This is a genomic window from Cyanobium sp. WKJ7-Wakatipu (genome assembly GCF_024345355.1).
Lineage (GTDB): Bacteria > Cyanobacteriota > Cyanobacteriia > PCC-6307 > Cyanobiaceae > Cyanobium_A > Cyanobium_A usitatum.
Window position 1 is genome coordinate 33492 of record NZ_JAGQAY010000007.1, and the last position, 26544, is coordinate 60035.

Annotated in this window: 28 protein-coding genes and 1 tRNA gene; 10 read left to right on the top strand and 19 right to left on the bottom strand. The window is 65.1% G+C overall.

Annotated elements, in window-relative coordinates:
• Window positions 1-51 precede the first annotated feature (51 nt).
• Entirely contained in the window at window positions 52-1662 is a 1611-nt protein-coding gene (locus KBY83_RS06180; RefSeq protein WP_255018765.1) for a Ppx/GppA phosphatase family protein, read from the top strand.
• On the opposite strand, the gene KBY83_RS06185 is transcribed toward KBY83_RS06180, so the two are convergent.
• Together KBY83_RS06185 and KBY83_RS06190 are read right to left on the bottom strand one after the other, a co-directional pair.
• A complete protein-coding gene (locus KBY83_RS06185; RefSeq protein ID WP_255018766.1) occupies window positions 1643-2395 on the bottom strand; it encodes a RodZ domain-containing protein in 753 nt (250 codons plus the stop codon). The two genes, KBY83_RS06180 and KBY83_RS06185, sit on opposite strands and share 20 nt — an antisense overlap.
• Window positions 2396-2461: 66 nt before the next feature.
• Window positions 2462-2533: transfer RNA gene (locus tag KBY83_RS06190), tRNA-Val, on the bottom strand.
• Between the two features lie 69 nt (window positions 2534-2602).
• Here KBY83_RS06190 and KBY83_RS06195 point away from each other — a divergent pair.
• Window positions 2603-4114 carry an FAD-dependent oxidoreductase gene (locus KBY83_RS06195; RefSeq protein ID WP_255018768.1) on the top strand — a complete coding sequence of 504 codons (1512 nt, stop codon included), beginning with the start codon at window positions 2603-2605 and terminating at the stop codon, window positions 4112-4114.
• A 7-nt stretch (window positions 4115-4121) separates the two neighbouring features.
• Here the strand turns inward: KBY83_RS06195 and cobM are convergent, their stop codons facing one another.
• The 4 genes from cobM to petC are packed head-to-tail and all read right to left on the bottom strand — an operon-like array spanning window position 4122 to window position 7299.
• Window positions 4122-4889, bottom strand: coding sequence for a precorrin-4 C(11)-methyltransferase (cobM, locus tag KBY83_RS06200; RefSeq protein ID WP_255018769.1), 768 nt, complete (start codon window positions 4887-4889; stop codon window positions 4122-4124).
• Window positions 4886-5746, bottom strand: a complete 861-nt coding sequence (gene lgt, locus KBY83_RS06205) for a prolipoprotein diacylglyceryl transferase (RefSeq protein WP_255018837.1) — start codon at window positions 5744-5746, stop codon at window positions 4886-4888. The genes cobM and lgt overlap by 4 nt, the downstream gene beginning before the upstream one ends.
• Window positions 5743-6690 (bottom strand): cytochrome f, encoded by a 948-nt coding sequence (gene petA / locus KBY83_RS06210; RefSeq protein ID WP_255018770.1) that lies wholly within the window; start codon window positions 6688-6690, stop codon window positions 5743-5745. The genes lgt and petA overlap by 4 nt, the downstream gene beginning before the upstream one ends.
• 48 nt (window positions 6691-6738) lie before the next feature.
• Window positions 6739-7299, bottom strand: coding sequence for a cytochrome b6-f complex iron-sulfur subunit (petC, locus tag KBY83_RS06215; protein WP_106501698.1), 561 nt, complete (start codon window positions 7297-7299; stop codon window positions 6739-6741).
• 130 nt (window positions 7300-7429) lie between these two features.
• On the opposite strand from petC, the gene KBY83_RS06220 reads away from it, so the two are divergent.
• Window positions 7430-7786, top strand: a complete 357-nt coding sequence (locus tag KBY83_RS06220) for a DUF3067 family protein (protein WP_261354246.1) — start codon at window positions 7430-7432, stop codon at window positions 7784-7786.
• On the opposite strand, the gene tatC is transcribed toward KBY83_RS06220, so the two are convergent.
• Both tatC and KBY83_RS06230 read right to left on the bottom strand, forming a co-directional pair.
• Window positions 7783-8562 (bottom strand): twin-arginine translocase subunit TatC, encoded by a 780-nt coding sequence (gene tatC, locus KBY83_RS06225; RefSeq protein WP_255018774.1) that lies wholly within the window; start codon window positions 8560-8562, stop codon window positions 7783-7785. The genes KBY83_RS06220 and tatC overlap by 4 nt on opposite strands.
• Complete coding sequence (locus tag KBY83_RS06230; protein WP_315858953.1) at window positions 8559-10247, bottom strand: NFACT RNA binding domain-containing protein; 1689 nt, start codon at window positions 10245-10247, stop codon at window positions 8559-8561. Before KBY83_RS06230 ends, tatC begins: the two co-directional genes overlap by 4 nt.
• 60 nt (window positions 10248-10307) lie before the next feature.
• Here KBY83_RS06230 and gmk point away from each other — a divergent pair, with 60 nt between their 5' ends.
• On the top strand, window positions 10308-10862 hold the full coding sequence (gmk, locus tag KBY83_RS06235; RefSeq protein WP_254941321.1) for a guanylate kinase: 555 nt from the start codon (window positions 10308-10310) through the stop codon (window positions 10860-10862).
• 78 nt (window positions 10863-10940) lie between these two features.
• Here the strand turns inward: gmk and KBY83_RS06240 are convergent, their stop codons facing one another.
• Together KBY83_RS06240 and KBY83_RS06245 are read right to left on the bottom strand one after the other, a co-directional pair.
• Window positions 10941-11057: a Photosystem I reaction center subunit IX gene (locus KBY83_RS06240; RefSeq protein WP_106501463.1), complete on the bottom strand. Its 117-nt coding sequence runs from the start codon at window positions 11055-11057 to the stop codon at window positions 10941-10943.
• 65 nt (window positions 11058-11122) lie between these two features.
• Window positions 11123-11617: a Photosystem I reaction center subunit III gene (locus KBY83_RS06245; protein WP_106501464.1), complete on the bottom strand. Its 495-nt coding sequence runs from the start codon at window positions 11615-11617 to the stop codon at window positions 11123-11125.
• Between the two features lie 61 nt (window positions 11618-11678).
• On the opposite strand from KBY83_RS06245, the gene tsaD reads away from it, so the two are divergent.
• Both tsaD and KBY83_RS06255 read left to right on the top strand, forming a co-directional pair.
• Window positions 11679-12758: a tRNA (adenosine(37)-N6)-threonylcarbamoyltransferase complex transferase subunit TsaD gene (gene tsaD / locus KBY83_RS06250; protein ID WP_255018776.1), complete on the top strand. Its 1080-nt coding sequence runs from the start codon at window positions 11679-11681 to the stop codon at window positions 12756-12758.
• A 40-nt stretch (window positions 12759-12798) separates the two neighbouring features.
• Entirely contained in the window at window positions 12799-13008 is a 210-nt protein-coding gene (locus KBY83_RS06255; protein ID WP_255018777.1) for a chlorophyll a/b-binding protein, read from the top strand.
• A 20-nt stretch (window positions 13009-13028) separates the two neighbouring features.
• Here the strand turns inward: KBY83_RS06255 and KBY83_RS06260 are convergent, their stop codons facing one another.
• Window positions 13029-14246, bottom strand: coding sequence for a type IV pilus twitching motility protein PilT (locus tag KBY83_RS06260; protein ID WP_255018779.1), 1218 nt, complete (start codon window positions 14244-14246; stop codon window positions 13029-13031).
• Between the two features lie 105 nt (window positions 14247-14351).
• Here KBY83_RS06260 and wecB point away from each other — a divergent pair, with 105 nt between their 5' ends.
• Window positions 14352-15461, top strand: a complete 1110-nt coding sequence (gene wecB, locus KBY83_RS06265) for a non-hydrolyzing UDP-N-acetylglucosamine 2-epimerase (protein ID WP_255018781.1) — start codon at window positions 14352-14354, stop codon at window positions 15459-15461.
• On the opposite strand, the gene KBY83_RS06270 is transcribed toward wecB, so the two are convergent.
• On the bottom strand, window positions 15458-16669 hold the full coding sequence (locus KBY83_RS06270; protein WP_255018782.1) for an efflux RND transporter periplasmic adaptor subunit: 1212 nt from the start codon (window positions 16667-16669) through the stop codon (window positions 15458-15460). The genes wecB and KBY83_RS06270 overlap by 4 nt on opposite strands.
• Between KBY83_RS06270 and ychF the strand changes: the two genes are divergently transcribed.
• Entirely contained in the window at window positions 16668-17759 is a 1092-nt protein-coding gene (gene ychF, locus KBY83_RS06275; RefSeq protein WP_254942497.1) for a redox-regulated ATPase YchF, read from the top strand. The two genes, KBY83_RS06270 and ychF, sit on opposite strands and share 2 nt — an antisense overlap.
• Window positions 17760-17820: 61 nt before the next feature.
• Complete coding sequence (locus KBY83_RS06280; RefSeq protein ID WP_255018783.1) at window positions 17821-18030, top strand: hypothetical protein; 210 nt, start codon at window positions 17821-17823, stop codon at window positions 18028-18030.
• A 110-nt stretch (window positions 18031-18140) separates the two neighbouring features.
• Here the strand turns inward: KBY83_RS06280 and KBY83_RS06285 are convergent, their stop codons facing one another.
• Window positions 18141-19421 carry an MFS transporter gene (locus KBY83_RS06285; RefSeq protein ID WP_255018784.1) on the bottom strand — a complete coding sequence of 427 codons (1281 nt, stop codon included), beginning with the start codon at window positions 19419-19421 and terminating at the stop codon, window positions 18141-18143.
• An 81-nt stretch (window positions 19422-19502) separates the two neighbouring features.
• On the opposite strand from KBY83_RS06285, the gene KBY83_RS06290 reads away from it, so the two are divergent.
• The gene (locus KBY83_RS06290; RefSeq protein ID WP_255018786.1) at window positions 19503-21101 is read left to right on the top strand and encodes an alpha/beta hydrolase; all 1599 of its coding nucleotides are present in this window, start codon (window positions 19503-19505) and stop codon (window positions 21099-21101) included.
• 8 nt (window positions 21102-21109) lie between these two features.
• Here KBY83_RS06290 and KBY83_RS06295 read toward each other — a convergent pair whose 3' ends face one another.
• The 6 genes from KBY83_RS06295 to KBY83_RS06320 form a co-directional block, all read right to left on the bottom strand.
• Entirely contained in the window at window positions 21110-22141 is a 1032-nt protein-coding gene (locus KBY83_RS06295) for an ABC transporter permease (RefSeq protein ID WP_255018787.1), read from the bottom strand.
• Window positions 22138-23760 carry an ABC transporter substrate-binding protein gene (locus KBY83_RS06300; RefSeq protein ID WP_255018788.1) on the bottom strand — a complete coding sequence of 541 codons (1623 nt, stop codon included), beginning with the start codon at window positions 23758-23760 and terminating at the stop codon, window positions 22138-22140. Before KBY83_RS06300 ends, KBY83_RS06295 begins: the two co-directional genes overlap by 4 nt.
• A gap of 25 nt (window positions 23761-23785) precedes the next feature.
• Window positions 23786-24010 (bottom strand): hypothetical protein, encoded by a 225-nt coding sequence (locus tag KBY83_RS06305; RefSeq protein WP_106501473.1) that lies wholly within the window; start codon window positions 24008-24010, stop codon window positions 23786-23788.
• A gap of 260 nt (window positions 24011-24270) precedes the next feature.
• Window positions 24271-25602 (bottom strand): homoserine dehydrogenase, encoded by a 1332-nt coding sequence (locus tag KBY83_RS06310; protein ID WP_255018789.1) that lies wholly within the window; start codon window positions 25600-25602, stop codon window positions 24271-24273.
• 48 nt (window positions 25603-25650) lie between these two features.
• On the bottom strand, window positions 25651-26082 hold the full coding sequence (locus tag KBY83_RS06315) for a SufE family protein (RefSeq protein WP_255018790.1): 432 nt from the start codon (window positions 26080-26082) through the stop codon (window positions 25651-25653).
• Window positions 26082-26537 (bottom strand): hypothetical protein, encoded by a 456-nt coding sequence (locus KBY83_RS06320; RefSeq protein WP_255018791.1) that lies wholly within the window; start codon window positions 26535-26537, stop codon window positions 26082-26084. The genes KBY83_RS06315 and KBY83_RS06320 overlap by 1 nt, the downstream gene beginning before the upstream one ends.
• Window positions 26538-26544 lie beyond the last annotated feature (7 nt).

Below are 26544 nucleotides of genomic sequence, written 5' to 3' on the forward strand. Positions count from 1 at the left end.
GATGGGCCGTCGGTGGCAAAGTAGCGCCCCCAGTGGCAGTTGCTGAGCTAGATGGTTCAGGCCCCCAACCTTCAGCAGTCCGGTCGCCGCCGGGTGGCCGCTATTGACATCGGCACCAACTCGATTCACCTGCTGGTGGCAGAGGTGGATCCGGAGCTGAGCAGTTTCAGTGTGGTGCTGGCTGAGAAGGCCACCACCCGGCTTGGCGAAAGGGATCCCCATAGCGGTGACCTCAGTGCCGAGGCGATCGAGCGGGCTTTTCGCACTCTGCGCCACGATCGCGATCTGGCCCTTAGCCATGGGGTGGAGCAGATCGTCACGGCGGCCACCAGTGCCGTGCGGGAGGCCCCCAATGGCAGGGATTTCCTGGTGGCGCTGCAGGAGCAACTGGGCTTGGAGGTGGATCTGGTAAGCGGGCCCGAGGAGGCTCGACTGATCTACTTGGGTGTGCTTTCGGGCATGGCTTTCGGCGACCAGCCCCACTTAATTATTGATATTGGTGGAGGCTCCACCGAATTGGTGCTGGCCGATGGCCGCGACGGCCGCTCCTTCAGCAGCACCCGCATCGGCGCGGTGCGCCTGCAGCGGGAGTTTTGTCAGCAGGACCCCCTTCCGGTTGAACGTCGCTCCTTCCTGCAGGCCTATATCCAGGGCGCCCTCGACCCTGCCGTAGCCGAGGTGAAGGCGGCGCTGCGCCGGGGCGAACAGCCGCTGATGGTGGGTACCAGCGGCACAGCCATGGCCCTAGCGGCGCTGGCGGCTGCTGAAGATCCCAAGCCGCCGCTGAAGCTGCAGGGTTACAGGCTCAGCCGCGAGCGCATCGACCAGCTCACCGCCCGGCTCCTGGCTATGACGCCGGAGCAGCGCCGCGCCTTGCCCGCCATCAATGATCGTCGGGCCGAGATCATCGTGCCAGGCGCCCTGATTTTGCAGACGGCGATGGCGATGCTCGGCGTGCAGGAGCTGGTGGTTTGCGATCGGGCCCTGCGGGAGGGCCTGATCGTGGATTGGATGCTGCGCAACGGCCTGCTGGGAGATCGCTTTGCCTTCCAGAGCACTATCCGCCAGCGCACCGTGCTGCACCTGGCCCAGCGCTTTGGTGTCGATCGGGCCCGGGCCGATCGGGTGGCCTCCCACGCCCTCAGCCTCTACGACCAGTCGCGGGGGCTGCTGCACCACGACGAGGGGCCGGGCAGGGAGCTGCTCTGGGCCGCCGCCCAATTGCATACCTGTGGCAAGAGCATCAATATCTCCGCTTATCACAAGCACAGTTGGTATTTGATCCGCCACGGCGAGCTGCTGGGCTATTCCGAATCCGAGCACCTGATGGTGGCAGCGATTGGCCGCTATCACCGCCGCAGCCTGCCGAAGAAGCGCCATGAGTCGTGGCAGCTGATCGAAGACCGTGACCAGCGCCGCACCGTTACGGCGATGGCCTTGCTGTTGCGGTTGGCGGCGGCCCTAGATCGCCGGCCCGCTGCGGTGATTGCGACCCTGCAGGTGAGATCAAGGCAAAATGCTGTTTGTGTTGACCTGGAGCCCCTGGCGGCCGCCCCTGGTGAGCCAGCTCCGGATCTCAGCTTGGAGCGCTGGAGCCTGCGATCCTGCGCCGAAGTGGTGCAGGAATCCTGCGGACTTGGTCTCAGGGTGCCGGAGCCCTGAAGCTGCGCCAACGCACCTGATCAATGGGTCCCATGGGTTGAGCGGCACCGCCTCCCATTTTGGTACGAACTAGGTCGGGACGGCCTGCCAGCACCTCAAGCCCTGAGCCAAGCGGGAAGCTCCGCTCACCTGTGAAGGTGCCACGAAACAGGGTGGTGCCGGTTTTTGTTTTTATTTCGAGCCAGCTGGGCTGGCTGCTCGTCAGTTGCAGCTGATCGGGCTTGAGGCTGCCGCTTTCTCTCTCTCTGCTCCTTTCTGCGGGGGAAATCTCGCTCAGCAGCTGGGGCTGCTCATGCGGCTGGGTTGGGCGGGCCTGGTGACGCTGCCACTGCTGCCAGCCTGCGGCGCCGGCGCCGCTCAGGGCGACCAGGATTGCTGCTTTGATGACCAGTCGGCCGCTGGTTTGTGCCGGTCTGGTTGGGGCGCGCTGGGTGAGTTTGGCCACCTTGATCGGCTTGGCTTGAAACTGGCCGCTATCGCGCAGGGTTTGCAGGGGGCCATCGATGTTGATGGCCAGGCTGCTGGCGATTCTGCGGGCCTGGGCGATCACAAACACCGGTTCCGGCAATCGGCTGGCGTCGGCTTCTTCCAGGGCCTGAAGTTGTTCGGCTCCCATGTTTAGACGGGCTGCCAGCACGGCTAGTTCGAGACCTTGGACCTCCCGTCCCTGCCGCAGCGTCTGCCCCAGGCAGCGCAGGGCGGATAGGGCCTCGGGGTTAGGAGAATCCGACACCACAACAGCGAGCTCAGCAGATTTAGACATTCTGCAGGCAAATTTGATGCGGTCTAGCCGTTGAAATGGGCGATACTGGATTCGAACCAGTGACCCCTTCCGTGTGAAGGAAGTGCGCTACCGCTGTGCTAATCGCCCGCACCTCCAGAGCTTAAAACACCACAGGCAGTCGATCGGTCACCATGGGCTAAGAGCCAGTCGCATTGCGTGAGCGCCAACCCCGAACGAGCCGATCCCAAGCCAGCAACGGCCGCTGTGGACTTGAGCCAGCAAGTGGACTTGAGCCAGCAAGTGGACTTGAGCCAGCCAGTGGATGTTGATCAGCCAGTGGACGTATTGATCGTGGGAGGCGGGGTGTGCGGCACGGCCTTGCTGTTCGAGCTGGCTCGCTACACCGATTTGGGCAGCATCCTGTTGGTGGAGCGCTACGACGCCCTGGCCCGGGTGAACTCCAAGGCCACCAACAACAGCCAGACGATTCACTGCGGCGACATCGAGACCAACTACACGCTCGAGAAGGCGGTGCGGGTGAAGCGCACCGCCGAGATGATCGTGAACTACGCCGAGCTGCTTGATCCAGCCAGCCGCGAGCTCTGTGTGTTTCGCACTCCAAAAATGGTGCTTGGGGTGGGCGAGCAAGAATGCACCTTCCTGCGGGAGCGCTTTGCTCGCTTCTCACCCCACTTCCCGGCAATGGAGCTGCTCGAGAAGCCCCAGATCGCCGAGTGGGAGCCCCAGGTGGGACTGGTGCAGGGGGAGTTGCGCCCGGAGGAGCTGGTAGCGATCGGCATCCGCCGCACGTACACAGCCGTGGACTACGAGGAGCTATCGGCCTCGTTCGTGGCCCAGGCGGAGGCGGCGGTGGCTGGGACGCCGCGCCAGCTCACGGTGCAGCTAGGCACCAGCGTGGTCGCGATTACGCCTGAGGGCGATGGCTACCGGGTGGAACTGGAACCCACCCCCGGCTGCAGCTCCGGTTTGGCTGTTGATGGCGCCCCGGTTGCGCCCCACAGCGTGTGGGCCCGGCACGTGGTGGTGAATGCCGGAGCCCACAGCCTGCTGATGGCCCAGCGCATGGGCTACGGACTGGAGTATTCCTGCCTGCCGGTGGCTGGCAGCTTTTACTTCACGCCGGATTTGCTCCGGGGCAAGGTTTACACGGTGCAGAACGACAAGCTGCCCTTTGCCGCCATCCACGGCGACCCCGACGTGCGAGCCCCTGGCAAAACCCGTTTTGGCCCCACCGCCCTTTTGCTGCCCCTGCTGGAGCGCTACAAGCCAGCCTCGTTTTGGGAGTTTCTGAAGGTGCTGCGGCTCGATTGGGCAGTGCTGGCCGTGTTCTGGCAGCTCTTTCGCATCGCCGATATCCGCAATTACATCTTTAAAAATCTGCTGTTTGAGGTGCCCTGGCTGAGGCGGCGATTGTTTTTGGCAGATGCTCGCAAGATCGTGCCCGACATGCGCCTCGAGGATCTCAGCTTCGCTGAGGGCTATGGCGGCGTGCGCCCCCAGCTGATCGATAAGACCAACCGCAAGCTGATGCTCGGCGAGGCCAGCATCGCGGCCCGGCCCGGGCTTGTATTCAACGTCACCCCTTCCCCTGGGGGCACCTGCTGCCTGGGTAATGCCGCCCGGGACCTGGAGGCGATCGTCGAGCGACTGGGCTGTGGCTTCGATCGGCAGCGCTTGGCCCGGGAGCTTTATGGCGAGGCGGGCTGATGCCTTTTCAGCTAACGCCGCCGCGGAAGAGGTGATTGTGGCTAGCTGAGTAGAGGCGAGAACGGGCCTCAGCCGGCGCCGCCAGTGCAGGGCTAACCACGTAGAGGGTGGTGCGGATCAACTGCCGTTCCTGACTTACCCGGGCCATATCGGCCAGGGGAACCACTTTTATCCATTGATCAGGCCAGCTCACCCGGTAGCCAATGGCTACAGGAGTGTCGGCGGGGTAGTGGCGCAGCAACTCGGTTTGCACCTCTTCGACATGGCGAGCACTGAGGTAGAGGCAAAGGGAAGCGCGCAGGGCGGCCAGTCGCTCCAGGGCCTCCCGCTCCGGCACGCCGGTGCGTCCGCCAGCGCGGCTCAGCACGATCGTCTGCACCAAGCCAGGGATGGTGAGCTCGCTCTGCAGGGCCGATGCGGTGGCCTGGTACGCACTCAAGCCGGGCACCACTTCCACGCCGATACCGGCATCGGCCAGGCGGCAAATTTGCTCGGCGATGGCGCCATAGAGGCAAGGATCCCCATCGTGGAGCCGCACCACGGTTTTGCCGGCACGGGCCCGATCCAGCACCACCTCCATCACCTGCTCCAGCGTGAGGGTGCTGGTGCGCACCAGCTCACAGCCCTCTGGAGCCAGGGCTGCGATCTGGGGATTGATTAGGGAGTCGGTCCACACCAACACCTCCGCCTGCTCCACAAGGCGGGCGGCGCGCAGGGTGAGCAGGTCGGGTGCGCCGGGCCCGGCACCAACTATCCAGACAGGCTTTTGATTCAAGTGATTACTCCACTGGGGTCGGGCAGGGGGCGGTGGCGGCGGTAGAGCCACCAGAGGCCAACGCCGCCAAGGGCAATCAAAAGCAGGCTGACCAGCTGGGCCATGCGCAGGCCACCATCACAGAAGGGCGGCTCGGAGAGCAGGCATAGGGGGTCGAGGCGTAGCCCTTCAATCCACACCCGGCCGCTGCTGTATGCCATCAGATACACGCAGCTGAGTGCTCCAGGCAGTAGCTGAATGCGGCCGCGACTGGCGGCTCGAAATAGCGCCAGCAGTAGGGCGCACACCCCCAGATTCCAAAGGGATTCGTAGAGGAAGGTGGGGTGAAAGTAGAGCTGCTCAAAAAATTCAGCTGGGCGGCTGGCCGCGGGGATCTGTAGTTTCCAGGGAAGATCCGTAGGCAAGCCGAAGGCCTCGGAATTAAAGAAATTTCCCCAGCGGCCGATCGCCTGGCCGAGGGCCACGGCGGGCATCAGCACATCAAGCAGCTGCCAGAAGGGCTGCCGGCGCCAGCGGCAGAACAGCATCGTGGCTAGGGAGCCGCCCAGCAGGGCGCCGTGGATGGCGATGCCTCCGCGCCAGATCTTGATCGCATCAAGCCAGTTGCCGGAATACTGGCGCCACTCGAGGGCGACGTAGTAGGTACGGGCCCCGATCACGGCTCCCAGCACCATCAGGGGCAGGAGATCGGCAATCAGGGATGGCTCAATGCCTCGAGCCCGGCCGAGCCGGGTGGCCAGGCTGAGGCCAAGCAGTACCGCTACGGCTATGAGCAGGCCGTACCAGCGCAAGGCAAAGGGGCCCAGCTGGAAAACCAGGGGCCCCGGGGAGGTGAAGGTGGCAAGCACGCTGCTCAGATCAAGCCTTCAGCAGCCTGAACCTTTTCAACCTGGCGCTTCTTGAGCACCAGCAATATCTGGGCCAGGGCGATTGCGGCAAAGAATGCCAGCAAACCGTAGATGCGCACAGGGTTTTGCAGCACCACCTCGGCATCAATCTGTCCGAAGCCACCCACGTTGGGGTCGTTGGTGATCGGTGAACCGGCAACTACTGCATCACCAACCGCCGCCAGGATGGTGGGGCCAGCCGGCACGGTTTCAGTGGCTGTAGTGCCATCTGCGGCGGTTATCTCCACCAGGGAAGCCCCGTTATCACCGGCAGTGATTGCTGACACCGTGCCAGTTACGGGGGCGTTGAACACGCCGTTGTTGCTCTTTTCGCCGGTGGGGTAAACCTGGCCGCGGCCACGGTTGCCGCCCACATGCAGCTGGTATTTGCCGAAGTGGATGCTGCTGTCGGTGGCAGGATCAGGAGAGAGAATTGGGAAAACGATCTCTTGGTGCTCATCACCGGAGATCGGGCCCACCAACAGGATGTTGGGTTGGTCGTCGGAATACTGGGTGTAATAAATGCCGGCAGTTTGCTCCTTCAGCTCCTCGCTGAGGCGGTCTTGCGGGGCAAGGGTGAAGCCATCGGGAAGCATCACCACAGCGCCGACATTCAGACCGGTGCGGCTGCCATCGCCGGCTACCTGCTGAACGCTGGCGTCGTAGGGGATTTCCACCACGGCCTTGAACACCGTGTCAGGGAAAATGGCCTGGGGCACTTCCACCCGGGTGGCCTTTTTGGCCAGGTGGCAGTTGGCGCAGACGATCTTGCCGGTGGCCTCCCGGGGGCTGGCGTAGTTCTGCTGGGCCCAGAAGGGATAGGCCCAGCTGGGACTGGCGCTGCCAAGCAGCACTACCAGGGAAAGGGCGGTGCCGATCAGGGAGCCGAGCAGCAGGGAAAGGGAACGACGCATCACGAGATCAGGCGACAGACAGGGAGAAGAAAAGCTGGATCGGGGTAATCAGGCCCACCAGGGCTTGTCGCCGGTGCGGAAGTCGGTTTCGCTCCACTGGCTGAGGAAAACGTTGTCGTTGTCTACAGACACGTGAGCAAGGGCCAGGGAAAGGGGCGCTGGACCGCGCACCACTTTGCCGGTGGCGTCGTACTGGGAGCCGTGGCAGGGGCACATGAATTTATTGGCACCGCTATTCCAAGGCACTACGCAGCCAAGGTGAGTGCAGATGGCGTTGATGCCGTAGCTGCCGATGGCGTCATTGCCCTCAACGAGCAAGTAGGTGGGATCTCCTTTGAGACCCTGCACCAAGCTGCGATCGCCCTCCTTGTGACTGCTGAGCCAGCCGCTGGCAGTGACGCTGTTGCCGAGCTCGTCTTTAGCGGTGGTGCCGCCGCCGCCGCCTGCCGCCTTGGGGGGGATGAAATAACGAGCCACTGGGTAAAGGGCACCTAGGGCCACACCGGTCACAGACCCGAAGGTCAGCAGGTTCATGAACTGCCGGCGGCCCATTCCGGGCACATCACCGTTGGAGGCGCTATTTGAAGCGCTCGCTGGCATCTGGGTCATGAAGACGCGCCGGGACAATGTGGCGCCCATTATGAACCTTGCCTGTGCAGCTCCGGGGCGGTGCAGCCGGCTGGCCCGTGGGCCTGCAACATGCTGTTGTGCAATCCATCGCGTGAGCTTGGGCGTGTCCCTGCCCTCCAGTGCCCTTCCCCCACCCCCTGAGCCAGGTTCGCCCCTGTCTGCGCAGGAGGTTTGGGATCTGCTGCAAACCCGTTGGCAGGTTTCCTACGACCTGCAGCTGGTGCAGCGTCGCGGCCGGCTCTATCTACAGGTGATGTGGGCTTACTTAGAGCAGCAATCCTTTCCACTCACGGAGGAGGGCTACCGCAGCAAGCTCGAGGAACTGGTGGGTTTGCTGAACGGCCTAGGGGCGGCTGATCAGGTGCGCAGCTGGCTGGCCACCACCTCCGATAAACCGAGACAGGGCAAGGCCATGGGTCTGGCGTTGGAGATCCCGGCCGGCCGGGCCAGCGAATTTTTGCTCTAGGCAGGCCGCAGCCGTTCGGTGCAGGCCACCAGGCCAACACCGATTAGGTAAAGGGCCGTGATCGCCCCGGAGAGCAGCAGCATCGTTACTGGGTCGGTGGAGGGGGTCAACACGGCCCCCGCCAGGGCACTTGCCAACACCACCCAGCGCCAGCCCGCCAGCATGGGCTGGGCCTTCACCAGGCCAAGGGCGCCGAGCAACAACTGCAGCACTGGCAGTTGAAATGCCAGCGCTGTGGCCACCATCAGCAGCAGCACGAAATCGAGGTAGCGCTCGATCGACCAACTCGGTTCGACCACGTCGGCGCCGTAGCTCACCAGGAAGCGCAGGGCTGCGGGCACCAGGGCCCACCAGGCGAAGGCCAGCCCCGCCGTAAACAGAACCGCCGAGCCAGCTACCGCCGGGGCCACCAGCCGCCGCTCCCGCCGGGTAAGTCCGGGCAGCACGAACCCCAGACCCTCGTAGAGCACGTAGGGCAGGGCCAAGGTGAGCCCGGCGTAGCCCGCCACTTTGAACGACACAAATAAAAATTCGCCCGGGGCCAGCTGCAGAAAGCGGATGCCCTCCGCTGGTACTTCCAGCAGTCGCACCAATGGTTTAACAGCGACAAGGCAAGCTGCTGCCGCCACAACTACCGCCAGCAGGCTGCGCAGGACGCGGCGGCGTAGCTCCTCGAGATGGTCCACCAGGCTCATCTCCACCTCGGCTGGAAATTCTCCAGGCCCCGATTCGGGCGCGGCGAGGCGCTTGGCTGAAATTTCGGGTTCGGCGCTCATCGTTTCTGCTCCATCAGCAGGCTAAGAGCCCGCTGAGGTTCTCCCCACAGCACGGAGCCGCCACGATGGCGCACGGTACCGGGCGCTGCACCAGGAATGCGTTGTAACTCCTCGGTGGGCACCATCACCACCGGCACCCGCCGGTTGCCTCGGCCCCTGCTGTAGTGAGCGGCCAGATCGGCTGCTGCCTGCAGATCCGCATCGCTGGCCAGTCGCTCCGAGCTTTTCAGCACCACATGGCTGCCCGGCAGCTCCTGGGCGTGGAACCAGAGATCGCCGCGGCGCGCCTGGCGAAAGGCGATCCATTCATTTTGGCGGTGGTTGCGGCCAATTTGTACAGGCAAACCGGAAGGTGTGTGCAGCTCCAGGGGCTGGGGCACCCCGTCGATCGTCCCAGCCCGCCGCCTCTGGCGACCTCCCGCTGGTTTGCGCTGGCCGCGCTCAGCCAGTAGGGCTTCGAGCTCGGCCACCAGGCTGCCCACCTGCTCGAGGCTGTCGGCCTGCTCTAGGTAGGTGAGGCTGGCTTCGAGGCTTGCTAACCGCTGCCTGTGCTGCTCCAGCCGGGGTGTGATCGCCGCCACCGAGCGCCGTCGCTTGCGGGCGGTTTTGTAGAGCTTCTGGGCCTCTTCAATGCACTGCCGGCTCGGCTGTAGCTGGCTGAGCAGGGCATCGGCGCGGCGCTGCAGAGCTTCCTCTTCAGGCACCGCATCGAGCAGGGCTTGCTGCTCGCTGGCCTGGCGGCTTTCGCGCTCGACTGTGGCCTGCAAGCGGTGCTGCAGCTGCTGGCGCTGCTGCACAAGCAGCTGGGCGCCGAGGTGCTCGCTGAAATAGGCGGCCATGCCTTGATTGATTGCCAGGGCTGGATTTGCGGCAGGGGTATCGCCGCTGGATCCAGCCCAGCAGCGGTAGCCGGCCGGTTCGAGCTGCCAGCTGAATCGCCCCATCTGCACGGCTTCAAGCCACTGGCGCCAGCCTTGCCACAGCTGCTGCCATTGCTCCGGACTGATGCTGTCCACGCTCAGTTCGCCCCAACCGCAGGGCAGTAGCTGGCGCAGTAAGGCCGGACTAATGCCCTGGTAGGCATCGCGCAGGGCCTGCTGCAGGGGCAGGGGCACTAGGCGCAAGCGGCGCTGCCAGCTCCCAAAGCTCTCCTCCAGCCGCGGCGGCTCGCCCGCCAGGGGCGGGGGCGGTTGGTAAGGGTCGCCGGTGCCGATTGGCCGTAGGCGTGATTGCTGGGGTTTCACCTGGCGGGCTAGGGCCACTACCTGGCGGTCGGCGTCGAGCAGCAGCAGGTTGCTGTGGCGGCCCATCAGCTCCACCACCAGCCAGCGCAGCACGGGCTCACCGGGACGCCTGGCGAAGCCGAGCTCCACCACCCGCTCCCAGCCCTGCTGCTGGATTTCGATGAGGGCCAGACCCCTTAGGCCGTGCTGCAGCTGCTGGGCCAGGGTGCTGCCATCCCCTTGGCGGGGTGGCGGCGGGATTGTGTGCAGCCGAGCCGCTTCTGCCTGCCAGCTGATCTCTAGCCAGTGGCTACCGCTGAGGCTGCGCAGGCCGATCTGCAGGGCCTGGGGGCTGGCCTGCTGGGCCTTCTCGAAGCGACTTGGCAGCAGTAGCGGCCGCCACTCGGCCAGCACCGCCCGCAGGGTCGTGACGTCTACTGCCTGCAGGCGGGAGGGGGACACGGCTTGGCAGGGGGACATGAAGGCTGGCTTCTACTGTGCAGGCCAGAGCTGTCGCCCGCCATGAGCGCCTTGCCCGGCCGTCTCACCTTGATCACCGGCCCTAGTGGAGTCGGCAAGGGCACCTTGGTGCAGCGACTGCTGCTACTTCATCCGGAGATCTGGCTATCGATCTCAGCCACCACCCGCGCCCCCCGCGCCGGTGAGCTGGATGGCCAGCACTACTTTTTCTTGACTCGCGACGCCTTTGAAGGCCAGGTGGCTGAGGGTGGTTTTCTGGAGTGGGCCGAATTTGCCGGCAACCTTTACGGCACCCCCCGCCAACCGGTGCAGGCCCAGCTAGCTGCAGGCAGGCCCGTGCTGCTTGAGATCGAGCTGGAGGGGGCACGCCAGGTGCGCCAGAGCTTTGCCGAGGCTTTCCAGATTTTTGTTGAGCCCCCCAGTTTTGAGGAGCTCGAGCGGCGTATCCGCGGTCGCGGCACCGACAGCGAGGAGGCGATTGGTCGGCGGCTGGAGCGGGCCAAGGTGGAGCTGGCTGCGGCGCCGGAATTTGACGCGGTGCTTGTCAACGGCGAACTGGAGCTGGCCCTAGCTGAGCTTGAGCAGCTGCTGGGCTAGGGCAGCTAGGCACGGGCAAAAAAAAGCGGCCCCCCGGGGGCCGCGTCTGTTCAGAATTGGCTGATTCGAGAGGGCTGATCAGAGGGGAAGGAACAGTAAGTCGGGGAAGAAATGGTTGAATTCGATAATTATTACAGCGGTAAGGCCAAACCAGATGGCAGCAAATACCGGAGCGGTGGTGAGGAACTTTTTCATGGTGAAAAATTAGAGAGGGATCTAGGACTGGCAGGGCTAAGAAACCCTTGGCGGGGCGAAACCGCTCAGCGAGGCGAAACCGTGACCTTGTCGTCGGGTTCGAGCAGCTTGCCGCTGGTGAGCTCGCCGAAGGCGGCCAGGGGCCAGGTGGCTGCTGCCAGGGTGCTCTTAAAAGCCAGTGGCAGATCGATCTGGATCTCCTTCATGGTCGCGTCTTTATCGCCGCGGATGGCTCGCAGGTAGTTGCGACCAGCCCAACCAATGCAGCCAGCGATGTAGAGGAAGGCGATACCGGGGAGCATGAAATCACCGGCATGGTTCCAGCGACCATCCACGATCAGGTGGGGCAGGCCATCGGCACCGCATACGGACTGGCTGTACATCGCGAAGCGCGCCTTGGCCTGATCGGTTTTGGCGGTAGCAGCGCGCTGCTGGAAGCGGGCGCTCTCGGAGCAGGGGGTCAGCCCTGCCACGTCAGCTTTGGCTGCAGGGGCGAAGCCGAGCAACAGGAAGGCGGAGAGCAGAACCGCGAAGAGTCGGCGGGAGAAAAGACGGCGCATCGGACGCAAGGCCGCGGGGCAGGATGACACTTCTGGACAGTACGGGAGCTGTTGAAGTCCAATGCCATTGGTTCTGGCCCTCGAAACAAGTTGTGACGAGTCGGCGGCAGCGATTGTGCGGGATCAGACGGTGCTCGCCAGTGCCGTCGCCTCCCAGGTCGAAGAGCACGCCCGCTGGGGTGGCGTGGTGCCGGAAATCGCCTCGCGGCGCCACGTCGAGGCCCTGCCCCAGCTGATTGAGCAGGTGTGCCGCGACAGCGGCGTGACCATGGCCGAGCTCGATGGCATCGCCGCCACCGCCGCGCCGGGCCTGGTGGGGGCCCTGCTGGTGGCCTCGGTCACGGGCCGCACCCTGGCGAGGCTGCATGGCAAGCCCTTTGTGGCTGTTCATCACCTGGAAGGTCATCTCTGCTCGGTGCAGCTGGGCGAGCCCCTGCCCCCCGGTCCCTACCTGGTGCTGCTGGTCAGCGGCGGTCACACCGAGTTGCTGCGGGTTGACGGGCCTGGCCGCTATGTCCGCTTGGGCCGCAGCCACGACGATGCCGCCGGCGAAGCCTTCGACAAGGTCTCCCGCCTGCTCGGGCTCGGATACCCCGGTGGTCCGGCGATTGAGGCGGCTGGGCAAAACGGCGACCCCCTTCGCTTTGCTTTGCCCAAGGGCCGGGTGTCGCGGCCGGAGGGCGGCTTTTATCCCTACGACTTCAGTTTCAGCGGTCTCAAGACAGCGATGCTGCGCCAGGTGCGCGCTTTGGAGGCTGAGCACCAGGCTGAGCACCGGGCGGGCGGCGAGCCGTTGCCGCTGGCTGATCTAGCGGCCAGCTTTGAGCAGGTGGTGGCCCAAGTGTTGGTGGAGCGCAGTTGCCGCTGCGCCCGGGAGCAGGGCCTGGGCACGCTGGTGCTGGTGGGTGGCGTGGCCGCCAATCAGCGGCTGCGGCAGCTGTTGGAGCAGCGCTGCGGGCTTGATGGACTGGCCTGGAGGGTTGCTCCGCTGGCCTACTGCACCGATAACGCCGCCATGATCGGCGTGGCTGGGGCCCAGCGCCTGGCCGGCGGCCAGAGCAGCTGCTTTGACCTGGGCGTGGCTGCCCGGCTGCCCCTGGAGCAAGCCGGCATGCTTTACGAATCACAACCGTGCTTTTAATTGTCGTAAACTGAAACCTATACGATATTGGTACGGCCCGATGACCACCCTCAACCGCGAGCGCGAGCTGCAAGCCACCGTCGATTTTGAGCCGGTGTCCGACGGGTTTGAGCCGGTGAGTGCCACTGAGCTCAACTCCTGGCGCCGCGGTTTCACCCCCCAAGCCGAGATCTGGAACGGCCGGCTGGCAATGGTGGGTCTGTCGGTGGGCTTATCGGTGCTGCTAGCGGCCCGCCTGGCGAGCCACTAAAAAACATTTGCAGCACTTACTCAAGTGCGACCGCGAAGCGCTTGAGCAAGCTCGTTGGGCTTGAGGCTTTGGGCTAAGGCATCCTCGGGGGTAACCCGGTGGGCTTCTACCAACTGCTGCAACGATTGATTGGCGGTTTGCATGCCATCGAAGGCGCTGCGTTTCATGATCTCCTCGATCTCATCGAGTTCACCTCGCTGGATGTAGTCCTTGCAGGCGTCGGTATTGATCAAAATGTCGTGATAAGCGGCCCGTTTGCCGTCGGTTGTTTTAAGGAGTCCCTGGGCTATCACGCCGAGCAGTGATTCTGAAACTGCACGACGAACACTGTCCTGCTCACTAGGGGGATACATGCCCAGCACCCGTTCTATGGTTTTGACGGCGGAGTTTGTGTGCAATGTGCCAAACACCAAGTGGCCTGTCTGGGAGGCCTCGATGGCAGTGGCCAGGGTCTCTTGATCGCGTATTTCCCCAATCAAAATTACATCGGGGTCCTCTCGAAGGGCTGCCCGCAGGGCGTTGTGGAATAGCTTGGTGTGCTGACCAACCTCCCGGTGTCGAATCAAAGATTGGCGGCTTTCGTGTACGAATTCGACCGGATCTTCGATGGTGAGAATATGACGGCACATGTTGCGATTGATCCAGTCGATCATCGCGGCAAGGGTGGTGCTCTTGCCGGAGCCGGTGGGGCCCGTAACCAGGATCATTCCCTTGGGCCGGGCTGCCAGCTCCTTGAGCACTGGCGGCAGGTTTAGATCTTCCATGGTGGCGATCTTCTGGGGGATCAGCCGCAGCACCATCGCCGGACCCCGCAACGAATCCAACAGGTTGATGCGCACTCGCACAAAGGAAAAGGCGTGGGAGCCGTCGTATTCCTTCTCGCGTTGGAAGGCGTCGATTTCAACTGGGCTGAGCATTTCTCTCATCCAGCCGCTGAAGGTGGCCGCATCAGTCACGGGCCAACCGGTGCCAGCCATCTCCCCCCGGGCCCGGAAGCGGGGTTCCTCTCCAACTCCCAGGTGCACGTCTGAGTAGCCCCTCTCGTTGGCTATGCGCACGATGCCCTCGAGGCTGTCGGGCTGGCTGCCGTTATCTACCCGGCTGGGGGCAGTTCCAATGTCTGGGGTGGGGGCGGGGGGCGCCGCTGCTGGAGCTGGGGGTGCTGGGGCGGGGGCTGCTGCGGCTGGGGGGAAAGGGGACGGGGGAAGGGGAGAGGGAGGAAAGGGTGAATTCGTCATCTGCGGTCACCGGTAGTTGCCCAGCTTCGCTGCTGCTGCGGCTTCTGTCAGCACCGGACCCTTTGCTGACGACCTTCGTAGGATCATCTGGTCTGCAGCGCTTCGGTGTCCAAGCCCCTTGTCACGATCGTGCTGGGCACCCGTCCGGAGGCCATCAAGCTGGCTCCTGTGATCCGGGCCTTTAAGCAGGCCGAAGATTTCCGCACTCGGGTTGTGCTCACCGGCCAGCACCGCGAGATGGTGAGCCAGGTGATGGGTCTGTTTGGCCTGACGGCCGACCACGACCTGGCCCTGATGGCCCCCAAGCAGACCCTCACCCACATCACCTGCGGCGCGCTGCAGGGGCTGAAGCAGGAATTTGGCGAGCATCGTCCCGATCTAGTGCTGGTGCAGGGGGACACCACCACCGCCTTTGCCTCGGCCCTGGCGGCTTTCTACGAGCAGATCCCGGTGGGCCATGTGGAGGCCGGGCTGCGCACCGACAACCTGCTCGATCCCTTCCCGGAGGAGGCCAACCGGCGCCTGATCTCCCAGCTGGCCCAGCTGCACTTCGCCCCCACGGCCCTCTCGGCTGCAAACTGCCGGGCCTCAGGGGTGGTGGGCACGGTGCTGACCACCGGAAACACGGTGATCGACGCCCTGCTGTTGATGGCCGAGCAGGCGCCTCCATACACCCTGCCCGGCCTCGATTTTGAGAAGCAGAGGGTGATTCTGGCCACGGTGCACCGTCGTGAAAACTGGGGAGAGCGCCTACAGGACATAGGCCGCGGCTTCCGTGAGCTGCTCGAGCGCTATCCCGATACCGCCCTGCTGCTGCCCTTGCATCGCAATCCCACCGTGCGAGAGCCCCTGCAGGCCCTGCTCGGAGACCACCCCCGCGCCTTCCTGGTGGAGCCCCTCGATTACGACCAGCTGGTGGCGGCGATGCGCGGCGCCACCCTGGTTCTGAGCGATTCTGGCGGTCTGCAGGAGGAGGCGCCATCCCTTGGTAAGCCTGTGCTGGTGCTGCGCCGCACCACGGAGCGCCCTGAGGCTGTGGAGGCGGGCACGGCCAAGCTGATCGGCACCGACAGCGCCGACATCGTGGCCGAGGCCAGCCGCCTGCTGGATGATCCGGCGGCTTATGAGGCCATGGCCCGGGCCCACAATCCCTTTGGCGACGGCCAGGCTTCGGGGCGGATCGTGGATGCTGCCCGCACTTTCCTGGCCGGCTAGGGGCGTTTCTTGGCCCAGGGCGGCAGGTCGATGAACACCCGGGTGCCGCTTTTGAGCCCGGAGAGGATTTGGGTGTCCTTGCCGCTGCTGATGCCGAGCTCCACCGGCTGGAAGGTGGGCTGGTTTTTCTTGCCCACCAGCAGAACGCCCGGCCGCCCCGCCTCGGTGACGATCGCCACGGTGGGCACCAGGGTGTCGGCCTGCACCTGACCTGTCTGGAAGCCGACGTCGGCGGTCATGCCGATGCGCAGCTGGGGGGGGTCGCCAATTAAGCGCAGCACCACATCGAAGGAGGTGACGTTGTTGATCTTCACGGCCCGGGGGGTGACGCGCTTGACCCGTGCTTCAAAGCTTTTATCGGGAAAGGCATCCACCCGCACCGTGGCGCTCTGACCCAGCTGCACACGGCCAATGTCGCTTTCCGGCACCTTGGCCACCACCTCCAGGCCTTGGGCTAGCTCCACAATCGAGGAGCTGGTGGCACCGGCGGTGGCCGAGGCGGTGGTGGTGGGTGTCACAAAGGCGCCAGGATCGGCGAAGCGCTGGGTCACCACCCCATCGAACGGCGCCCGCACCACCAAGTCGGCCTGCTCCACCTGGCGCGCCTGCAGCCGTTGGCGGCTGGCCTGCATGGCCGCCTGGTCCACCAGGAAGGCGCTGCGCACGCTGTTGAAGTCACTGAGGCTGATGGCGTTTTGGCGATAGAGGCTCTCGTTGCGCTCCAGCTCGCTGCGGCTGCGGGCCAGCTGGGCCTGGGCTGAGCGCAACTGGGCCCGCAGCTCGGCGAGCCGCTCGTCGAGGTCGCCTTGATCCATGCGAGCTAGGGCCTGGCCAGAGCTCACCTGGTCGCCCTCCTCCACGTAGAGCTCCTCGATCACCCCTTGCCGTTTGGGGCTGACGTTCACGCGCTTTTCGGCCTCGAGTTCGCCGCTGGCACTCACCACCCCTGGCAGGTCGCCCGCAGCTGCAACAACTGTGTACAGCTCGAGATTGGCCCGGCTGGTGCCGCGCTGCCGCTGCATGAGGCCGATGCCAGCTACGAGCACAAGCCCTGCGGCGGCTGCGGCCCAAAGGCGCCGCCGCTGCCAGGGCCGGCGCGGCGAGCTGGAAATCACCGGCACTGCAGTGGGGGTGGAAATTGGGCTGTGGGCAGATACTTCTATTTTCGCTGCTGGCGCCTCGACCTGCGGCCCGTAGATTTCAGCCATGCTTAAAGCCGGAATCGTCGGTCTGCCCAACGTCGGCAAATCGACCCTGTTCAATGCCCTGGTCGCCAACGCCCAGGCCGAAGCCGCCAACTACCCGTTCTGCACGATTGAGCCGAATTCTGGTGTGGTCTCCGTGCCAGACCCCAGGCTCGATCAGCTGGCTGCCCTCAGCTCCAGCAAGGAGATCATTGCCACCCGGGTGGAGTTTGTCGATATCGCCGGGCTGGTGAAGGGGGCCAGCCAGGGAGAGGGTCTTGGCAACAAGTTTCTGGCCAACATCCGCGAGGTGGACGCAATCGTCCACGTTGTGCGCTGCTTCGAAAACGACGACGTGATCCATGTGAGTGGCTCAGTGGGGCCGGCCCGCGATGCCGAGGTGATCAACCTCGAGCTGGGCCTGGCCGATCTCTCCCAGGTGGAGAAGCGTCGCGAGCGGCTCAAGAAGCAGGTGCGCACCAGCAAGGAGGCCCAGCTTGAAGATGCCGCCCTTGAGCGCATCCAGGTGGAGCTGGAGGCCGGTGGTGCCGCCCGCAATGTGGCCCTCAGCGATGAGGAGGCCCCGCTTCTCAAGCCCCTGGGGCTGCTCACGGCCAAGCCGATCATCTATGCCACCAACGTCAGCGAAGACGATCTGGCCAGCGGCAACGCCTACTGCGAGGAGGTGGCAGCGCTGGCCCTGAAGGAAGGGGCGGGTACGGTGCGTATCTCGGCCCAGGTGGAGGCTGAATTGATTGAGCTGCCCGAGGAGGATCGCACCGAATTCCTGGCGGGTCTCGGGGTAGGGGAGGGCGGCCTGCAGAGCCTGATCCGCGCCACCTACGACCTGCTGGGGCTGCGCACTTATTTCACAACCGGTGAGAAGGAAACCCGCGCCTGGACCATCCAGGCCGGCATGACCGCCCCCCAGGCCGCTGGAGTGATTCACACCGACTTCGAGCGCGGCTTCATCCGCGCCCAGACCATCGGCTACAAGCAGCTGCTCGAGGCGGGCTCGCTGGTGGAAGCTCGCACCAAGGGCTGGCTGCGGGCTGAGGGCAAGGAATATGTGGTGGCTGAGGGCGACGTGATGGAGTTTTTGTTCAACGTGTGAGCTCGGGGGCATTTCACCGAGACTGAACCTGCTTCAGAATGGATTTGCTGAGAGATAAGCCATGACTACCCCCCAACCACCTAACCCTCAGCCGGAAGAAGCCGTGGACGTTGGCCATCCCAACGATTTTGACGTGCAGAAGGAGCTGCACCAGAAGATCCGCAACGATCCCGACTACGACGACTGGGAATACGGCACCGAGCCCCTGCCCCACGAGGCCTGGGTGGCTAAGCAAGCAACCGCTCGCGAAGAACCGCCTGCCTCGGCTTGAAGCACGGCCTCCCCTCTAGATCCGTACAGCTCGTACAACTTGCACAGCCTGTACAGATTTCGGACCGGGTTTCAGATTTCGGACTGGGCTTCAGGTTTCGGACAGGGGTTTCAGCTCACCCCTTCCGTTCCAAAATCCGCAGCTGGCCTCGGTCTGAGCCGCTTCACCAGGTTGAGGCCAGCCAGGCATAGCAGGGTCATGCCGATCCAGAAGCCACCGGCGTGTCTTTGGGCATCGAGGGCTAAGCCGGCCAGCAGTGGCGCCCCTAGAGCGCTCAGGGCAAAACATTGGGAAAAAAGAGCCATGGCCAAGCCTTGGTGCTCCTTGGGGCTGAGCTCGATCACTGCTGCGGTGGCAATCGGTAGGAAAGCAGCTGCCCCTAGGGCTAGGGGCAGCTGGGCTAGCAGCACCAGCCAAAGCCCCTGGCTGCTCAGGGCTGAAAAGGCCAGCAGCACCGTGCCCGTGGCAAAGCAGGCCAGGCTCAGCCCCAGCCCCTGCGCTAACGGACGCTTGGCCAGGGCCTGACCCACCGGCCACTGGATCAGCACCAGCACGCCTAGCTGCAGACCAACCAGTAGAGCCCCCAGGCTTTCGGGCATGGCTGCCCGCTCCAGGCCTCCGCGCACCAGATCCAGGGGCAGGGCGCTCTGCATCAGAGCCGGCAGCGAGGTGGCCAGCAGGCTGATCGCTAGTAGCGGCATCAGTGGCGGCAACCATTGGCGCCAGGGGGTGTGGACGGCTGGATCGAAGCTGGCAGGGCTAGCCCGCTGCAGGGGCTGCTTTAGCAGCAGCAATACCACCAGCAGTAGGCAGATGATGTCGATCAGGTAGATGCCCCGCAGATGGCCGGCCGCCGCCAGCAGCGCCCCGAGCAGGGCTCCAGCCGCAATCCCAGCCGCATCGGCGCTGCGCACCAATGCATAGCCCCGGGCGGTGGGAATCGGGGCAGGCCCCATGCGGCAGCCCAGGGGCACCGCCAGCTCAACCGCCGGCCAGTAGAGCCCGGCAGCGATGCCGATCAGCAATTGCCCCTGCACGTAGCCCGGGAAGCTGGCCGTGCCAAACAGCCGCAGATCCCCCAGCAGGGCTGCCAGGGCGGCCAGTAGCACCGGTATCGAGCAGGCCAGCCCCCGATCCAGCAGCATGCCGCTCATGAAACGACCCGCCGTGCCCGCCAGCGCCGCCAGCGCCAAGCCCTGGGTCACCGACTGGGCGCTGAAGGCCGCCTGGTGGAACACGATCGGCGTTAGGTACAGCACCCCGCCGGCTCCAAACGAAGCCACCAGTCGCACTAGGGCCACCTGGCGCAGTGCCGCCGGAAACTGGCCCAGCCAACCGGACTGCGGCGGACTGGCGGACCGTGGCGGACTGGCAGAACGGAAGGGGCGCAAACGGGCCTTTAGCTAGGTGAGGGGAGTCTGGCGCCGCTTAGCGGCCCTGGCGCGAGAGAATAATCGTCCCCGCCTTTGGCCTTGGCTCGCCGCTCGTTGCGCCTTTGGTGTTGCTTTACCGGAGCTCTGGCCCTGGGCTGCATGCCGGCTCGGGCTGCCGAGGAGTTGGTGCTGCAACTCGATGGCCTGGCGCTGCCCATCGACCTGACGGCCCTGGAGTCCTGGACTCGCCAGCCCGAGCAGGCAGGGAATGGCCTGCAAGCGTGGCTCAGGCTGCTGAATTCCCAGAGTCGCCGCGACCTGGTCCGCTTGCTGCAGGCGCCGCTGCTGCGGGATCGCAGCTTTGGGCTGCAGCTGCTCAACAGCTGGACCGGTGAGCAGATGCTTAAAGAAGCCGGCAGCCTGCTGACCACTGGCCCTGCTGACCGCAGCACGGCACCGCTGCTGCTCAGCAGCCTGCGTCAGTTGCTGGAGCGGCAGAGCAGCGTCTCCGCCCTGGAGCTGCTGCGGGCCCTGCCTGTGGCCAGCGTCACCCTGCGCCTCGATGGGGCGCTTCAGCTGGCTGGACAGTGGCGCAGCCAGCTGAAGCGGCAAAACACTGCCCTCCAGCGGTTGCGCCAGCTCCCCCTGCCTCGGCGTAGCTCCAGTCCTTTGGGGTTTACGAGCGCCGTGCGGCGCCAGCCCCAGCTCCTTCAGTTGCCAGTGCCCCATCGGGTGGCGCCCCTGCCTCTGGAGCTATGGCCTGCCCAGCAGGCCCGCCGTGGCCCTTGGCTACTGCTGATGCCGGGCCTGGGCGGCAGCGCCGACCAGCTCAGCTGGTTGGCGGCGGCTCTGGCCGACCGGGGTTGGCCCGTGTTGGTGGTGGTCCATCCCGGCAGCGACCAGCAGGCACTGCAGGCGTCGCTGCTTGGTGATGCCCCACCGCCCGGGGCCGAAACCCTGCCCCAGCGCCTGGCAGATCTGCAGGCCGTGCTTGAGGCCCAGCGGGAGGGTCAGCTGCCTGCTTTGGGCCCGGCGCCTGCGGGGGAGCAGGGAGTGGTGCTGGGGGGGCACTCGCTTGGTGGCCTAGCTGCGCTGATGGGGGCTGGCCTGGTGCCGGAGCGGGGACTGGGTCGCCGTTGTGAGCTGGCCCTGGCGTCCTTGCCGCTCACCAACCTGTCGCGGCTGCTCCAGTGCCAGCTGCCTCGGATCACCGGTGATGGCGACGCCAGCGCAGGCCCCTTGCGGTCCCAGGCCACGCCCTTGCTGGGAGTGGTTGCCTTTAATGGTTTCGGCAGCCTGCTTTGGCCCCACCGCGGTCTGCAAGACCTCAACGTGCCGGTGCTGCTGGTGGGCGGCAGTCTCGATCTGGTGACGCCTCCGGTGCAGGAGCAGCTGGCCGTGTTTGCTGGAGCCACCCATCCCCAGAGCCGGCTGGTGCTGGTGGAAGGGGCCAGCCATTTCTCACCGGTGCGTATCGACAACCGGGGCGAAGCGTTGTTTCGACTCGGTGAGGAGCTGGTGGGCATCGAGCCCCTGAAGGTGCAGGCGCTGCTGCTCAACGTCACCAGCGAATTTCTGCAGGGCTTTGAGAATCCATTGCTGCTTTCCCCCCAGCGGCGCGAACAGGACGGCGTCCGGGCATATGTGCTCGATCGCAACCAGGCTCGCCGCTGGCAGGGGTTGCTGCCGCCAGAGTGAGTTAAACCTCAGAACTTGATGCGTGGATCGAGCACGGCCACCAGCAGATCCACCAGCACCGTAACCACCACCACCAGGCCGGCCACCACCACCACGATGCCCTGCACCAGCGGGTAGTCGCGCTGGCCGATCGCTTCCTGCAGCCGGAAGGCGATGCCGGGCCAGGAGTAGGTGACCTCAATTAGCAGCGCTCCGCCAATCAGCGACGCCACGGTGATGCCCGTGATCGTGAGCACCGGCAGCAGGGCATTGGGCAGGGCATGGCGCAGCACCACCCGGGCCTCGCCCAGGCCGCGGCTGCGGGCTGCTTCCACGTAATCGGAGCCGAGGGTGCGGCGCAGATTGAGTCGCAGCGAGTTGGCAAAGATGCCGCTGAGCAATAGGCCCAGGGTGGCCGCTGGCAGCACCAGATGGCGCACACTCCCAAGCAGCTGCTGCCATTCGCCCGTGGCCAGGCCACTGCGCAGGCTGTCGAGCAAGTAGAAGCCACTTCCTTGCGGCGGCAGCAAGGTGGGCGGGAAGCGCCCCCCCACCGGCAGCCAGCCCAGCCACACCGCAAACACCAGCTGCACCACCATTGCGGCCCAGAAGGGCGGCAGGGCATAGGTGCCGATGCCGTAGAGCCGGCCGGCTAGATCGAGCTTGCCTTCCGGGCGGGCAATGCCGGAAAAGCCCACCGCTAGACCCACAACGGCAGCCAGCAGCAGGGCCACCACCCCCAGCTCCAGGGAGGCCGGCAGGCTTTGTCGAATTACTTCCGTCACCGGTTCCTGGTTGGTGAGCGAGGCGCCCAGGTCGCCATGCAGCAATTTGCCCAGGAAGCTGCCGTACTGGTGCAGCAATGGTTGATCCAAGCCCAGCTGGGCCCGCAGCGCAGCGCGGGCGCTTTCGGGAGCGCGGGTGCCGAGCAGGGCGTCGATCGGATCCCCAGGCGCCAGCCGCAGCAGCAGAAAAACCAGGCTGGCGATCAGCCACAACATCAATGGCGCCAGCGCCAGCCGGGCGGCCAGGTAGCGCAAAAGGGCCCGGCGGCGGCTCATGGTTTGGTGCTCCCTTGGGGGGTCTGCTTACGGGTCAATTCCTGTAGCAATAGGCGGCCGGAGCCATCGAAACGGGGCTGGCTGATGCTGGGTTGGGCCCAGGCCCGCGGTGCCACCAGCCACACCGGTAGGTAAGGGTTGGCGGCTGCCGTTTGGCGCTGGATGCGGCGCAACAGGGCGGTGCGGGCGGGGCCGGCTAAGGAAGCACTGCGCTCCAGGTCTTGTTGCAGGCCGGGTTTGGCCCAGAAACTGCCACTGGCGGCGCTGGCCCCCTTGAGACAGCGCTCCCCTTGGGCTTCCTCACAGCCCAGCAAGGGCACCAGGTAGTTGTCGGCATCGGGAAAGTCGCCCATCCACTCCAGCAGGATTAGGGGGAAGGACCCTTCCCCCAGCTGGCGGTAGGCGGTGGTGGCCTCCATGCCGGTCACCTCGAGCTCAACGCAATCGCCCAGATCCTGCTGCAGTTGGGCCTGCCAGGTGAGGGCAAACATCCGGTCGGCGGGGATGTTGGAGCGGAAGGTGAGCGGCAGGGTCAGGCGCTTGCCCTGGCAGTAACCGGCCTGGCGATAGAGCTGGCGGGCCTTGGTTGGGTTGTAGCTGGGCCAGGCCTGGGGGTCGGAGCCCTTGAGGCTGGGGGGCACCAGCTCGCGCAGGGGCGGCCGCAGGCCCAGGGTTACCCGGCGGCTGATGGTGTTGCGATCGAGGCTGTAGGCCACTGCTTGGCGTAGCCGGGGATCGTTGAGGGGCGGCTGGTCGGTGAGCATGGTGAGGTAGCCGATCTCCAATGCCGGACCGCTGCCCACCTGCAGGCTGCCAGCTGCAGCCTGGCGTTGCAAGGCGGCCTGCTGGTCGATTTCGAGGCTGGTCGAGAGCAGCACATCCACCTCGCCGCTCTGCAGGGCGCCGTAGAGGGCGGTGGAATTACTGAGCGACACCAGGTCGATACCGCCATTGGCGGGTTTGGCCCCCCAATACCCCGCAAACGGCTCTAAGCGTTGCTGCTGGCCTGTGAAGAAGCTGAGCCGGTAGGGCCCGGTGCCCACGAAGCGGTCGTTGAGGAAGCGATCGCGATGGTTTTTGTAGGCGCTGGGGGAGAGGGGCGTCAGGTTGACGGCGCTGAGCAGCTCGGCCAGGGGGCTGAAGGGGCGCTTGAGCGTCAGCTCGATTGTGTAGGGACCCACGGCCCGCACGGCGCTTACCCGATCGCCCAGCAGGTAGCTGAGCTTGCCGATGGCTAGGAAGCGCTCCAGGCTGAACACCATGGCCGCGGCATTGAACGGCGTGCCGTCGTGAAAGCGCACGCCTTGGCGCAGCTGCACCTGGGCCTTTAGCCCGTCGGCACTCAGCTGGGGCAGCGCCACTGCCAGACGCGGCTCCAGCTGGCCAGCGGCATTGATCGCATAGAGCGGATCGCCGATCGCGCTCAGCAGCTGCATGGCGCCGAAGGTGTAGGCGCCGCCTGGATCAACCGTGTCGATGCGGTTTTTGCTGGCAACTACCAGCCGGTTGGCCGACGCCTCGTGCTTGGGCCGGCAGCCGGAGAGAGTCAGGCCAGCTGCCAGGCCGCTGGTCAGCAGGGCTGCTGCCAGGGTTTGGGTCAGCCGCGGAGCGCGGGGCAAGGGGCGGCCATCAAATCAACGCCATTCAAGACCGATGAGGCCAGGCAGGGCGCACCTGTTGCAGGGAAATTTCAAACACTTCCGATCCCTGGCGCGCCAGGGGCCAGCGGCGCAGCCAGCAGCGGTCGTGGTGGTCGTCGACGCCAATCACTTGGTAGAGCTGCTCATCGCTTTCAAGGTGCACGCAGGCGCCTTGGTGAAGGTTGACTGTGCTCGAGGCCTGGGCACTGGAGCAGGTGGGGCCGGTCATGGGGTTAGGGGCTAACTGATTGGTACTTGCTGGGCAGATGTTGCGGGGGACAGGGGCTGAACACTGTTCGTCTCGCTACAAACATCGGCCTGGGTGTGGGGATCTCGACAGGGCTTGCCTCAGTAGCTGGCCCCTCCAGATCAGACCCCGCTGGGGTCTTAATAATTAATTTCGATTTGTGCTCCACTGTGGCCTGCTGCTGGCCCCATTGGCCAGTTGATGGCGATTTGGAGACCTGATGGAGTCAATCAGGCCCGCTGCTAAAGGGTGCGCAGGCAGGCGGCCACGGCCTGAACATCTGTCAGGGTCTCGATTGCGGCTAGGGCCTGGCGGAAGTTGGCTTCGCAAACCTCGTGGGTGATTACCACGATTTCGGCGCCGCCGGCGCTCTGGGTTTCGAACTGCACTATCGATTGAATCGACACCCCCGCTTCGCCAAAGCAGGTGCCGATAGCACCGATCACGCCGGCCCGATCGCTGGTGCGCAGCCGCAAGTAGTTGCGGTGGCTGGTTACGGCACTCTCGACCAGCTGGCAGTCTCGCCAGCTGCCGGCGGCCAGTAGGGGATCGAGGGGCGCCTGAGTGCCCCTACCGCCAGTGGCCTGGCGGATGCCGGCGATGTTGAGAATGTCGGCCACCACCGCCGATGCGGTGGGTCCGGCTCCAGCCCCGGGCCCGTAGAACATCACCTGGCCCACGGGGTCTCCCTCCACCAGGATCGCGTTGTTGACACCGTTCACCCCGGCCAGCGGATGGGCCTTGGGCAGCAGGGTGGGATGGACGCGCACATCGAGGAGCTGCTCGGCTTGCTCGCCCGGCATGGCTTGCTCACTCGGCATGGCCTGGGCCACGGCCAAAAGCTTCACCACATAGCCAAGCTGCTCGGCGTAGGCGATGTCGCGGGCATCGAGCTGGTCGATCCCCTCTGTTGGGATAGCCTCGCGGGGCACCGGACCGCCGTAGGCCAGGCCCGCCAAGATTGCGATCTTGTCGGCTGCATCTCCCCCCTGCACATCAGCGGCGGGGTCGGCTTCGGCGTAGCCAAGGCGCTGGGCGTCAGCTAGCACGTCTGGGTAGGCGGCTCCCTCTGCCGCCATGCGGCTGAGGATGTAGTTGGTGGTGCCGTTGATGATGCCGCTCACCCGCTGGATCCGGTTGGCTCCCAGGGACTGCTTCAGGGGCTCGATGATCGGGATGCCGCCACCTACGGCGGCTTCGATCAGCACATACACCCCACTGCCGGCGGCGGCGGCGGCGATCTCCTCGCCGTAGCGCGCAATTACGGCCTTGTTGGCGGTTACTACAGGTTTGCCGGCCGCAATCGCCCGCAGGATCAGGGAGCGGGCCGGCTCCAGGCCACCCATCACCTCCACCACGATGTCGACCGCCGGGTCGTCGACCACGGATTCTGGGTCGGTGCTGAGCAGTTCGGCTGCCAATTCCACCGTGCGAGGCCGGTTCAGGTCGCGCACGGCCACCCGCCGCAATTCGAGTTCACCCACCAGCGGGTGGCGGCCGGCCGGGGTCGCCAGGATGGCTGCCACACCAGCCCCCACCGTGCCGAGCCCGAGCAAGCCGATGCCGATGGTCATTCGTTGGGGGGTATCAATTTGTCGATCCTAGAAATCAACTGGCTTGGCCTAGGAGGTGGCCGCCAAGGACTGGGCCTGGGCCTGCATCAGCCGCAGGATGTTGAGAAAGCCGTTGGCCCTTGAGGGAGTCAGGCTGGCCTGCAGGCCGGTGGCGGCGATGAAGGCCGGATCGATGGTGGTGGCCTGCTGCGGCGTCAGCCCTTCGAGCCCTTCAATCAGCAGGGCCAGTAGTCCCTTGGTGATGGCGGCGTCGGAGTCACCGTGCCAGTGCAGGGCGCCATCGACTAACTCCGCCACCACAAATACCTGTGAAACGCAGCCCTTCACCTTGAAGGCGTCATTGCGAAATTCCTCGGGCAGGGGCTCGAGCTTTTTGGCCAGCCAAAGTACGTATTCGTAGCGGCGGCGGGGATCGCTGGTGCTGGCGAGACGCTCCACCATGCGGTCGAGGGCCGGACTGCCACTGGGGGCAATGCTCATCAGCGCCGGCCGCCGCGGCGCCAGCTCAGTGCTCCTCCCAGGGCGCCTGCTGCGGCACTGAGACCGAGCAGTGCCAGCCCTGTTCGGATTCCTTGCTCTGGTCGGGAGCTGTTGAAGCCAGTTGAAAGCGCCGGTGCTGCCCCTGGTAGCTCGAGATAGTCGCGGTGGCCTGGGCCGCGGTCTACTTGTAGCTCCCAGGCGGAGGTTGCATTGCTAGGCAGCTGGAAGCGGAGTTGGCCACGGGCATCGGTGCGACCTACTTCGATCGGCTCACCATTGGGCGGCACCAGCCGCACCACCGCATCATCGGCGGGTTCCCCATTGCCGAAACGGCTGTCGAGCACCAGTTGATCGGTGAGGCTGCTCAGGCGCTCCAGGCTGCTTTCAATCGCGTGGCTATGGGCCGGGGCGGCGCTGGCAAGCAGCAGCAGGGCCGGAATTACACGCAGATTCATGGCTGAA

Coding starts and splice junctions, on each gene's coding strand:
- KBY83_RS06180 (WP_255018765.1), top strand. CDS start 52: ATGGTTCAGGCCCCCAACCTTCAGCAGTCCGGTCGCCGCCGGGTGGCC.
- petA (WP_255018770.1), bottom strand. CDS start 6,690: ATGCGTCGTTCCCTTTCCCTGCTGCTCGGCTCCCTGATCGGCACCGCC.
- petC (WP_106501698.1), bottom strand. CDS start 7,299: ATGACCCAGATGCCAGCGAGCGCTTCAAATAGCGCCTCCAACGGTGAT.
- tatC (WP_255018774.1), bottom strand. CDS start 8,562: ATGAGCGCCGAACCCGAAATTTCAGCCAAGCGCCTCGCCGCGCCCGAA.
- gmk (WP_254941321.1), top strand. CDS start 10,308: ATGAGCGCCTTGCCCGGCCGTCTCACCTTGATCACCGGCCCTAGTGGA.
- KBY83_RS06240 (WP_106501463.1), bottom strand. CDS start 11,057: ATGAAAAAGTTCCTCACCACCGCTCCGGTATTTGCTGCCATCTGGTTT.
- KBY83_RS06245 (WP_106501464.1), bottom strand. CDS start 11,617: ATGCGCCGTCTTTTCTCCCGCCGACTCTTCGCGGTTCTGCTCTCCGCC.
- tsaD (WP_255018776.1), top strand. CDS start 11,679: ATGCCATTGGTTCTGGCCCTCGAAACAAGTTGTGACGAGTCGGCGGCA.
- KBY83_RS06255 (WP_255018777.1), top strand. CDS start 12,799: ATGACCACCCTCAACCGCGAGCGCGAGCTGCAAGCCACCGTCGATTTT.
- KBY83_RS06260 (WP_255018779.1), bottom strand. CDS start 14,246: ATGACGAATTCACCCTTTCCTCCCTCTCCCCTTCCCCCGTCCCCTTTC.
- ychF (WP_254942497.1), top strand. CDS start 16,668: ATGCTTAAAGCCGGAATCGTCGGTCTGCCCAACGTCGGCAAATCGACC.
- KBY83_RS06270 (WP_255018782.1), bottom strand. CDS start 16,669: ATGGCTGAAATCTACGGGCCGCAGGTCGAGGCGCCAGCAGCGAAAATA.
- KBY83_RS06280 (WP_255018783.1), top strand. CDS start 17,821: ATGACTACCCCCCAACCACCTAACCCTCAGCCGGAAGAAGCCGTGGAC.
- KBY83_RS06295 (WP_255018787.1), bottom strand. CDS start 22,141: ATGAGCCGCCGCCGGGCCCTTTTGCGCTACCTGGCCGCCCGGCTGGCG.
- KBY83_RS06305 (WP_106501473.1), bottom strand. CDS start 24,010: ATGACCGGCCCCACCTGCTCCAGTGCCCAGGCCTCGAGCACAGTCAAC.
- KBY83_RS06310 (WP_255018789.1), bottom strand. CDS start 25,602: ATGACCATCGGCATCGGCTTGCTCGGGCTCGGCACGGTGGGGGCTGGT.
- KBY83_RS06315 (WP_255018790.1), bottom strand. CDS start 26,082: ATGAGCATTGCCCCCAGTGGCAGTCCGGCCCTCGACCGCATGGTGGAG.
- KBY83_RS06320 (WP_255018791.1), bottom strand. CDS start 26,537: ATGAATCTGCGTGTAATTCCGGCCCTGCTGCTGCTTGCCAGCGCCGCC.